Raw genomic sequence first — 10329 nt, 5'->3', positions numbered from 1 at the left:
GTGTTACTCACCCGTCCGCCACTCGGTTTGATCGGTAATTGGTGATGCAAGCACCACCGCAAACTGACCAAACCTCGTTCGACTTGCATGTATTAGGCACGCCGCCAGCGTTCGTCCTGAGCCAGGATCAAACTCTCATTTAAAAGTTTGCGGCTCAATAAATTTACTTGCTTGCGAAATTGACATTCGCAAATGTTGCCTCAGCCGAAGCTGAGTACCGATACATTTGTGGGATTGCTTATCTTCCCGAAGGAAGATATGTGATCCGTTCGTCAAAACTTTGTTCAGTTTTCAAAGGCCTGCGTTGCTGTTGCTTTCGTAAAAACGCAACTTTGATAATATATCATGTTGTCTCGGCTGTGTCAACAAGCAATTTTCGAAAACCGCTAGCTGACAACCTTTGTAACGCCTCCGCATCACATGACTTAACTATATTACCAACGACTTGGATAAAAAGCAAGTATGGATTTTTAAGCTAAATTCATAACGAAATATACAATTTGCGCCATTAAAGTTCGTTATTTAATCAACCTGTTCCCGTGCCGGAGGGGAACAAAAAACGCCACGACTGATACGGACCGAACGTTGCGTCAAAAACGTGTCCAAAAATGGTCGAAAAAATTGTAAAAGAAAAGCAGAACTGTGGTCGCAGTTCTGCTCAAATGATCTATTTCTTCTGATTGTCTTCGTGCACGTCGGCGATAGCATCAGCTTCAGCATCATCGGTAGTATCCGGCCGCATCGTCGGGAATAAGAGGACATCCCGGATGGACGGGGCATCAGTCAAGAGCATGACCAGCCGATCAATGCCGATGCCGAGACCGCCCGTGGGCGGCATCCCGTATTCCAGAGCGGCAATGAAGTCTTCATCAATGCCCTGAGCCTCATCGTTCCCAGCAGCCCGTTCGGCGGCTTGGGCTTCAAACCGTTCTCGCTGGTCAATCGGATCATTCAACTCGGTAAAGGCATTACCGTATTCATTGCCTAAAATATACAGCTCGAACCGATCGGTGAACCGGGGATCGTCGCTGTTTTTCTTCGCCAACGGTGAGATTTCGATGGGATGACCGTAAATGAAGGTGGGTTCTTTCAGTGTCTCTTCGACAAATTGTTCGAAGAAGGCATTGATAATGTGCCCGACCTTCCAGTACCCTTCGTACTTCACACCATGCTCGTCAGCAAGCTTCTGGGCATCAGCCACGGACATTTCCGGCCAGAAATCGACACCGGTCTTTTCCTTAATAGCATCCACCATGTGCACCCGCTTGAACGGCTGATCCAAATCGACGGTCTCGCCCTGATAAGTCACCTTGCCGGAACCTAAGACCTTATTGGCCGCGTAACGGAAAATACCCTCAGTTTCATCCATGACGTCGGTGAAATCAAAATACGCAGCGTAAGACTCCAATTCGGTGAATTCCGGGTTGTGCTTCGTGTCGATGCCTTCGTTCCGGAAAACCCGGCCAATTTCATAGACCCGTTCCATACCACCGACAATTAGCCGCTTCAAGTGTAATTCCAAAGCGATCCGCAGATAGAGATCAATGTCCAGCGCGTTGTGGTGAGTCACAAACGGCCGAGCAGAGGCGCCGCCAGCCTGAGTATGCAGGACAGGGGTTTCCACTTCAATAAAGCCGTTAGCGTCCAGAAATTCCCGGACGGCCGAAATGATCCGGCTGCGCTTAATGAACCGGTCATAGCTCTCCCGGTTCGTGATCAGATCCAGATAGCGTTGGCGATAGCGCTGTTCCACGTTCGTTAAACCATGATACTTATCAGGCAGCGGACGCAAGGCTTTGGTCAAGAAGGTGACGTGTTCGGCCCGGATCGTGAGTTCACCGGCGTCAGTCTTCATCATGGTACCGGTGATCCCCAAGAAGTCGCCCAAGTCGGAGCGTTTGAAGATATAGTAATTATCTTCGCCCACGACGTCTTTACGGACATAGATCTGGATGCGGCCCGTACGGTCTTGGATATCGGCGAAACCAACCTTGCCTTTACCCCGTTTGCTCATCATTCGGCCGGCAACAACCACCCGAACAGTGTGGGCATTCACGACATCCTTATCTTCTTCATCCAGCTTGGTATGCAATTCTTGGGCGTTCGTCGTTGTATCGAAGCGCTTGCCGAAGGGGTCGATCCCTAACTTCCGCAACTCTTCCATCTTTTCGCGACGCACCATGATCTGGTCGTTCACTTGACCATCTTTTTGATTAGCCACTGCGTGCTCCTCCTCGATATTCTAAATTAGCCGGCCTGGCGAGCTTGTTCCGCGCGTTCTGCTTTGCGCGCTGCTCGGTGGGCCAAGTATTCCTGTACTTCTTCTTCAAAATGATCTAGTACCGCGTCAACTTCTGCTTCCGTCCACTTTTCATTCAGCGACGCGCGGGCTTGGGCGGCGCGGGGAATGCCTTTGAGGTAATAGGCGGCCTGCTGGCGGAACTCCGGCACCGCAACCTTTTCACCCTTCAGTTCCACCAGCCGATGCAATTGCAGCCGGGCGGTAGTCAGCTTTTCCTCGGGGGTTGGATCTGGTAATAGCTCACCGGTCTCTACATAAGTCTTCATTTGGCCCAAGATCCACGGATCGCCCAAGGCGGCGCGACCGACCATGACAGCTGTTGCCCCCACATTATCCAAAACATACTTGGCGTCCTGCGGGGTCCGGATGTCGCCGTTGGCCATGAACGGAATAGTCAAATGGTCCGCCACGTCGGCTAGAATGTTCCAATCGGCCTTGCCCCGGTACATTTGTTTCCGCGTCCGACCATGCATGGCCAGGGCGGCAGCGCCTGCTTTTTCAGCCGCTAGGGCATTTTGGACCGCATAAATATGGTCTTCATCCCAGCCGGTACGCATTTTCACCGTCACCGGCTTCGACACTGCACTCGTAACGGCGGATACCATTTCATACACCTTATTGGGATCCAGCAGCCACTTGGCGCCGGCATCGGTCTTGACGACTTTATTCACCGGGCAGCCCATATTGATATCGATAATATCAGCGGCGGTATTTTGATCAACGAACTTTGCGGCTGCAACCAAGGTCTCCTTGGTCCCGCCGAAAATCTGAATGCTGATCGGATGCTCCCGAGGGTCGACAAACAGCATCGACAAGGTTTTCTTGTTCCCATACATAATACCCCGGTCACTGATCATTTCACAGACGACCAAGCCGGCGCCGAACTCTTTACAGGTCACCCGAAAGGCGGCGTTCGTGATCCCCGCCATAGGGGCGACGACGATCTGGTTGGGGATGGTGACAGAACCGATTTTCCATTCCATAAAATCTATTACTCCTTTATGCCTAGCTTAGTCATCATAGCAATATTCAATCGCGGGTGCAAAACGGGTTAGGCCAGCATGGCCCGCAAGTCTGCTTCAGAATATGTGTACTTGTTGCCGCAGAACTTGCAGACCGCTTCGGCACCGTGGTCCGCCGCGATCATTTGTTTAATTTCCTTAGACCCCAGTGCTTTGATGGACTTGGCAAAGCGTTCCTTAGAACAGTCGCACTTGAAGGCGACCGGACTCTTGCTGAGGAACTTTAATTCATCGGCGCCGAAGATTTTAGTCAAAATATCTTCCGGTGTGTCCCCGGCCCGCATCATTTCGGAAATCAGCGGCAGCGCCCGAATACTCTTTTCAATCTTAGTCAGCTCATCATCGGACGCCCCGGGCAGGGCTTGAATCATGAAGCCGCCGGCTGCACCGATCGTATTGTTGGCTTGGACAAAAACGGACAGGCCCACCGCGGACGGAATTTGTTCCGACTTGGCCAGGTAATAGCTAAAATCCTCGGCCAGTTCGCCGGAGACGAGGGGGACTTGGCCGGTGAAGGGCTGCTTGAGTCCCATGTCCTTGGTAACGGCCAGCAAGCCCTTGCCCACTGCGCGGCGAACATCGATCTTACCCACGGTATTCAGCGGCAGCTGCACGTGGGGGTGCTGCACGTAGCCTTTGACAGTTCCTGCGGGTGTGCCGACAGCAACGATCGCGCCCACGGGACCATCGCCCAGAACCCGGGTGGTTAGAGTCTCTTCGCCGTCATCCTTAAGCAGTGCCGTACTCAACAAAATCGTCCCGACCAAGGTCCGACCGAGGGCCGCACTGGCGGCGCCATATGTGTCATGGCGCTGCTGGGCCTCGGCCACCGTTTGGGTGGCATCCAGGGCCAATGCCCGCAGATGGCCGTCTGTCGTGACTGCTTTAACTAGATAATCTGCCATGGTTTCCTCCTTCTTCTTTCGCACAAGGTAATCGACCTTACATTATAGAGGGCCGAACGGATTTAGACAAGAAAACGGCGTTCCCGGAAGGAAACGCCGTTTTCTGAAACAATATTATGCGTGATCGTTAGGATCTTGTGGTGCATCGCTCGCGGAAGCACTCGCCGCGTCACTCGCACTGGCACTCTCTGCCGTTGGATTCTCGGCAGCAGTGCTGCTCGGGTTATGCGCAGCTTCCTGTTCGGACTTCTCGTGGTCGCGTTCTTCCAAAGCCTTCTTGGCTTCTTCAAACGTCCCCGATTGTTCGGACGGATATTCGTCCGTCTGATCCGCCGGCATTTCGCCAGTATTGAACAGACTGAGAATCTGCTTCTCGTTCAAGGTCTCATACTTCAGCAATGCTTCAGCGATGGCCTTGTGCTGGGCGCGGTGGCCTTCGATGATCTCGTACGCTTGCTTATGGGCGGAGTCGATCAATTGCCGGACTTCATCGTCAATGGCCGCTGCGGTGGCTTGGGAATAAACCGGGGCTTGCCCGTATTCCGCACCGACGAAGGGTTGGCTGTCAGAGGCCAAGGCCACTGTACCCAATCGCTCCGTCATCCCGTACTTGGTGACCATTTCCCGGGCGATCTGGGTCGCCTGTTCAAAGTCATTGGACGCACCTGTGGACTGCGTACCGAAAATAATTTCTTCCGCTGTCCGGCCGCCCATCAAGCCCACGATCTGCTCGTTGAGCTCTTTCTTGGTGACCAGGAATTGATCATCCTTCGGCAGCATGATGGCATAACCGCCAGCCTGGCCCCGGGGTACGATGGTGACTTTGCGCACGGTCCGCGAATCACTGAGCACCAGCCCAATGATGGCATGGCCCGCTTCGTGGTAAGCGACCATATTGCGTTCCTTGGGACTGATCACCCGGTCGTGCTTCGCCGGCCCAGCGATCACCCGATCGGTGGCTTCATCGATATCCGAGGAATCGATCTGAGTCTTATTGCGCCGCGCCGCGACCAAGGCCGCTTCGTTCAGCAGGTTCTCCAGATCCGCCCCAACGAAACCAGGGGTTTGCTGGGCAACGACTTTCAAATCAACATCCGGCGCCAACGGCTTGTTCTTCGCGTGAACGCGCAGAATGGCTTCCCGGCCCTTGACATCCGGCCGGCCAACCAATACTTTCCGGTCGAATCGACCTGGCCGCAGCAAGGCGGGATCCAGGACATCGGCCCGGTTCGTGGCAGCGATGACGATGACGCCTTCGTTGCCAGTGAACCCATCCATTTCAACCAGTAATTGGTTCAAAGTCTGTTCCCGTTCGTCGTGACCGCCGCCGAGGCCTGCGCCCCGCTGCCGGCCGACAGCATCGATTTCATCGATAAAGATGATGGACGGTGCCGCCTTCTTGGCGTTATCGAACAGATCCCGCACTCGGCTGGCGCCGACCCCGACGAACATTTCGACGAAGTCTGAACCAGAAATGGAGAAGAACGGTACGCCGGCTTCACCGGCAACCGCCCGGGCCAGTAATGTTTTACCAGTACCCGGAGGCCCCTCCAGCAGGACCCCATGCGGGATGTGGGCCCCTAACGCAGAGTATTTCCGCGGATCTTTCAAGAACTCAACTACTTCAACCAGTTCCTGCTTCTCTTCTTCCGCCCCAGCGACATCGGAGAAACGAACCTTGTTCTTCTTCGGATCCTCCGGCTTGGCCTTGGACTTGCCAAAGCTCATGACTCGGCCATTGCCGCCTCCGCCTTGATTAGCAGAGTTCATCATAAACCAGAAGAACGCGATCACCAGGATCGTCGGGACAAAGTAGAACAGCATTTGCAGCCAGAACCCTGAATTAGACTCGCTGCTGGTGGAGTATGACACGTCCGCTGTCTTAGCGGTAACCCGAATCTGGTTCAGGGTCGCGTCGTTGGGCAAAACGGTGGTGGTGAAATTAGTAACGGTCGTGGTGCCGCTGCCAGTTTGGAACAGACCGAACCCGTTACTTGGGGTCGATACAGATTGCGGTTCCCGGTATGTCCCGGAAACCTTATAGACACTGCCCGACGGCTGAATGTTGAAATCTTTGATCTTCTTATCTTGCAACTCAGTAATGAACGTACTGGACTTGATTTCTTGAGAGCGGGATCCATTCCCGTTCCCGCCGATAAACGTCGAGACCAGCGCTACGAGTACAACGAAGATGAAGAAATACAACAGCCCACTGCGAAACAGGCCATTCCTACGATTTTTCATCTACAAATTCTCCTTACATTCTGCACGCTCAAAAACGCGCAAAAGGGCTTCACTAGTAGCATCATAGCACGAATGACACTAGAAACGAAAGAAACTTGCTATTCATATACGTGGGGGGCAAGCACGCCGATGTACGGCAGATTGCGGTATCTCTCCGCATAATCCAGGCCATAACCCACCACGAATTCATTAGGGACATCGAAGCCGACGTAGTCAGCTTTCACGGGCAGCTTGCGCCCGGCTACCTTATCCATCAAAGCAACCACCTTGATAGACTTGGCTTGCCGAGTAGAGAGCAGTTTGATCAAGTAATGCAGGGTCGCACCAGTATCCACAATATCCTCAACAATGACGACATCGCGGCCTTGAACGGATGTATCCAAATCTTTCAAAATCTTGACTTCGCCGCTGGAAACCGTGGCGTTGCCGTAACTGGAAACATCCATGAAGTCAATTTCCACATAATCATCCACATGCCGGATCAGATCCGTCATGAACACGATGGCTCCCTTGAGAATGCAGATGAACAGCGGGTTCTTACCCTGATAATCTGCTGTCAGTTCCTTCCCTAAGCGGGCCACTGTGGCCTGAATTTCATCTTGGCTATACAGTACCTTTTCAATATCTTCCTGCAAAACCCTGTCCTCCATTTGTGTAGTGTTTATTAGTAGTATGTCAACATGCTCTTCATTGTATCAGGTTGGCCCATACCAGACAATTGGTGGGCCTGCCGGATATACAGCCCGGGAATATACCAGACCTGTTCCCCGACCGCCGCCAGCACCAAGGTGTCGCGGGTGCTTTGCGGTACTTTCTGATTGATCAGAAAGCGGCGGAGCAGCTGATGCTGCCCGTTAGCCAGTTGGACCACATCGCCCGGTTGACGGTGGCGTAAAACCACCTCAGCCGGGACAGCCAAACCGGGACCAGCGGGGGCCAAATGCCAAGCATGCCCATCAGGATAAAAAACAGTACCTAATAATGATAGGCTGACGGGCAAAAAAATACCCCCAACTTGAGACTGATTTTCCCGGGTAATTGTGATGCGCTGATAGGTCATCGTAAACTGCCAGCCAGCCGCCAGATTAACACTGCCGGCCGCCTGGCTGCTGGCTGCCAAATCCAGGCATTGGGCCAACTGGCGGCCGGTCAATGGCTGCGTATCCGCCAGGACAAATTGCAGCAGCAGACTGCGCTGACCCCGGGGCAAGGCATTGAAGGCGGGCCGGTCCAAATGGACGCTGCCCGCTGAGCGGGTGACCATCGTCGCTGCCAATTGGGTCAACCGCTCCGCCAGCAGGCCCTGGGCCGCGGTCATTTCTTCCGTGTACCGCAGCAAATGCGCCGCGCTGCGCTCATTCAAGTCGTGGAAAACCGGCACCACCGCCGCCCGGATCCGGTTGCGCTGGATCGTCTCATCCTGATTCGTCGCATCTTCATAATGCGGCACCTGATGCCGCGCTGCATAAGCCCGAATCGCTGACTTGGGATACGGCAGCAGCGGCCGAATAATGGTGTAGCTGGGCCGCCGGCTCACAAGCCGCAGACCCGGCTGTTCAAACACACTGCCGGAGCGGGCCAGCTTCATCAGCAGCGTTTCCAAAGCATCGTCATTGTGGTGAGCGAGCCACAGGGTGTTCGCCCGCCAGTCAGTCAGAGCCGTTTGAAAGGTTTGGTAGCGAAAATCCCGGGCCGCCGCTTCCACACCATGGGTCAGCGGCCCGTGCTGCCAAACGGCCTTATGCAGCGGCAGTTTGCGGGCCGCACAATAATCTTGAATAAAAGCCGTCTCGGTGGCACTCTGAGCCCGCAGCTGATGGTCCACGTATACGACGCCGATGTGCAAGTGCAGTGCGGTCGGGGCGTGCTGCACTAGGTCCAGCAGCGTCATAGAATCCACGCCAGTGGAAACGCCGATGACGATCATTTGACCGGGCGTAATCAGTCCCTGCTGCTGGACTTGGCGCCAAAAATCAGTGCGGGTTAAGACGTTTAGAGCCTGCATCTGCTTTTCCTCCCTCGCCGTGCCAAGTGCTCCGCAAGCTGCGGCAAAAGGGGCTGGAACGCTGTGACGGCGCTTGAAGCCCGCAAAAACCGCGGTCTTCAAGCCGCCGTGTGGTTGCACGGCTGAGCCCCTTTTGCCTCCGCTTGCTACGCACTTAGCACTAAATACGCTCAAAATCATAATTATCCTATCTGATCCGGAAACAAAACAAAGAAAACTCCCCTTGCAGGTACCAAGGAGAGCTTGTGTGTTACAAAAATAGATTAATCGGTTAGCTGCGCCGGCCGCCGCGACCGCCGCGTTTGCCTTCGGTGTTGCGCTTCAATGAGGTCAAGCGGTCATCGCTTTCCTTCAGGAAGCTGGAAAGCATGCCGTCGAAGCCTTCTGGCCGTTCCTCGCGGCTGCCGCGCCGGTTATCCCGGCGGCCGAAATTGCGATTGCCGCCGCCGGAATGAGGCGCACTGCTCCGGGGTGCACCGCCACGATTGCCGCCTTCGCGGTTATTATTGCTGTGGAACGAATGCTGCTGGTTCGGCCGACCCTCGCTGCGATGCTCTTCGTGCGGGTGATCAACCGCCTGGCGCATGGACAGACTGATCTTCCCGTCACGCTCGCCGATCACTTTCACTGTGACTTCGTCGCCAACAGTGAGCACGTCGTGGATATCCTTAATGAATTTGTCAGATACCTGACTGATGTGGACTAGACCGGTCTTGTGTTCACCAATATCGACAAAGGCCCCGAAATTCGTGATGCCTGTGACTTTGCCTTGGACCTTAGCGCCAACTTCAATCGCCATAAATGGAAAATTCCTCCTAATAGAAATGTATATTTAGTATACCATACTTAAGTTTACGGGGTGGTAGTCCGGATTGAACAAAAATGGTCGAAAAAATAGAGCTGGGATAGGCTGGCTCTCTGGGCGCCGGGCCAAGTGCTCCGCAAGCTGCGGCTGATGGGGCTGGAACGCCATGACGGCGTTTTGAGCCGGCAAAAACCGCCGTCTCAAAAACGCCTAACAACATCGGCGGCAAAGCCGGGGTATACTCCTTCTAGGGTAGACAGGTAAATAATTAAAGCCTGTTTGCTTAGGAAGGAGTTTTCTTATGGGCCGAAGAGGTTCACGTTACACGCTGGAGGAGAAGCTCTTCTACATTGGTCTTGTTGAGGGAGGGATGGCTGCTGGAGCAGTCCAAAAGAAGTATGGCATCGGTCATAATCAGATCACCCAGTGGGTTGAAAGGTATGAAGCGGAGGGGGAAGCGGGTCTAAAGCCCAGAGATTCTCATACGCGCTACACAGAAGAGTTCAAGCTAGAAGTGATCGGTGCCTTTCTCGAAAGAAAAGTCTCATCCCCTGCTCTTGCACGACAGTACGGCATTCCTAACCATGGTGTGATCTATCAGTGGGTTTCCCTGTATACTAGTGGTAAATCTTTAGCCACCACTAACAGGAGGGGTACACCCGTGAAAGACGGTCGGGACACAAGTCAAGCTGAACGTATTGAGATAGCCGAATGGACGATTGCCAACAATAAGAATTACATTGAAGCCACCAAACGCTTCAAGGTCTCTTATGGTCAGGTTTATTCGTGGGTCAAAAAATATGTACAAGGCGGACCGGACGCGCTGCTTGATCGCCGCGGTAAAGACAAGGAAGACAACGGACAGCTGACTGAAATGGAGAAGAAGGACCTAGAGATCAAACGGCTCAAGGCCCGTCTTAAATACGTCTCAACGGAGGCCGCCATATTAAAAAAACTCCAGGAAATCGAAAGGATGGATGCCCAGCAGAAGAAAAATATCGTACCGTGGAGGCGCTCGCCAAAGAAGTAAATCTCGATACTAAGCA

The 10329-nt window shown here is 53.7% G+C and carries 8 protein-coding genes and 1 rRNA gene; 1 reads left to right on the top strand and 8 read right to left on the bottom strand.

Annotated features, from left to right (window positions below; translation table 11 throughout):
- The 8 genes from H627_RS0114570 to H627_RS18610 all read right to left on the bottom strand — a co-directional run.
- Positions 1-143, bottom strand: a 16S ribosomal RNA gene (locus tag H627_RS0114570); the annotation flags it as partial.
- A 524-nt stretch (positions 144-667) separates the two neighbouring features.
- Complete coding sequence (gene lysS / locus H627_RS18615) at positions 668-2182, bottom strand: lysine--tRNA ligase (RefSeq protein WP_081674955.1); 1515 nt, start codon at positions 2180-2182, stop codon at positions 668-670.
- Between the two features lie 65 nt (positions 2183-2247).
- Positions 2248-3285, bottom strand: a complete 1038-nt coding sequence (gene dusB / locus H627_RS0114560) for a tRNA dihydrouridine synthase DusB (protein ID WP_027829514.1) — start codon at positions 3283-3285, stop codon at positions 2248-2250.
- A gap of 68 nt (positions 3286-3353) precedes the next feature.
- Positions 3354-4229, bottom strand: a complete 876-nt coding sequence (gene hslO / locus H627_RS0114555; RefSeq protein WP_027829513.1) for an Hsp33 family molecular chaperone HslO — start codon at positions 4227-4229, stop codon at positions 3354-3356.
- Between the two features lie 114 nt (positions 4230-4343).
- Positions 4344-6473: an ATP-dependent zinc metalloprotease FtsH gene (gene ftsH / locus H627_RS0114550; protein ID WP_027829512.1), complete on the bottom strand. Its 2130-nt coding sequence runs from the start codon at positions 6471-6473 to the stop codon at positions 4344-4346.
- Between the two features lie 98 nt (positions 6474-6571).
- A complete protein-coding gene (gene hpt / locus H627_RS0114545) occupies positions 6572-7108 on the bottom strand; it encodes a hypoxanthine phosphoribosyltransferase (RefSeq protein ID WP_027829511.1) in 537 nt (178 codons plus the stop codon).
- Between the two features lie 29 nt (positions 7109-7137).
- On the bottom strand, positions 7138-8478 hold the full coding sequence (gene tilS, locus H627_RS0114540) for a tRNA lysidine(34) synthetase TilS (RefSeq protein WP_027829510.1): 1341 nt from the start codon (positions 8476-8478) through the stop codon (positions 7138-7140).
- Positions 8479-8749: 271 nt separating this feature from the next.
- Positions 8750-9277: a S1 domain-containing RNA-binding protein gene (locus H627_RS18610; protein ID WP_035441258.1), complete on the bottom strand. Its 528-nt coding sequence runs from the start codon at positions 9275-9277 to the stop codon at positions 8750-8752.
- 307 nt (positions 9278-9584) lie between these two features.
- Between H627_RS18610 and H627_RS0114530 the strand changes: the two genes are divergently transcribed.
- Entirely contained in the window at positions 9585-10313 is a 729-nt protein-coding gene (locus tag H627_RS0114530) for a helix-turn-helix domain-containing protein (RefSeq protein WP_027829195.1), read from the top strand.
- Positions 10314-10329 lie beyond the last annotated feature (16 nt).

This window comes from Schleiferilactobacillus harbinensis DSM 16991 (assembly GCF_000425885.1).
Lineage (GTDB): Bacteria > Bacillota > Bacilli > Lactobacillales > Lactobacillaceae > Schleiferilactobacillus > Schleiferilactobacillus harbinensis.
Note: the sequence above shows the minus strand (reverse complement) of the source record. Positions and strands in the feature narration are given on the sequence as shown.

Coding starts and splice junctions, on each gene's coding strand:
- lysS (WP_081674955.1), bottom strand. CDS start 2,182: ATGGTGCGTCGCGAAAAGATGGAAGAGTTGCGGAAGTTAGGGATCGAC.
- dusB (WP_027829514.1), bottom strand. CDS start 3,285: ATGGAATGGAAAATCGGTTCTGTCACCATCCCCAACCAGATCGTCGTC.
- hslO (WP_027829513.1), bottom strand. CDS start 4,229: ATGGCAGATTATCTAGTTAAAGCAGTCACGACAGACGGCCATCTGCGG.
- ftsH (WP_027829512.1), bottom strand. CDS start 6,473: ATGAAAAATCGTAGGAATGGCCTGTTTCGCAGTGGGCTGTTGTATTTC.
- tilS (WP_027829510.1), bottom strand. CDS start 8,478: ATGCAGGCTCTAAACGTCTTAACCCGCACTGATTTTTGGCGCCAAGTC.
- H627_RS18610 (WP_035441258.1), bottom strand. CDS start 9,277: ATGGCGATTGAAGTTGGCGCTAAGGTCCAAGGCAAAGTCACAGGCATC.
- H627_RS0114530 (WP_027829195.1), top strand. CDS start 9,585: ATGGGCCGAAGAGGTTCACGTTACACGCTGGAGGAGAAGCTCTTCTAC.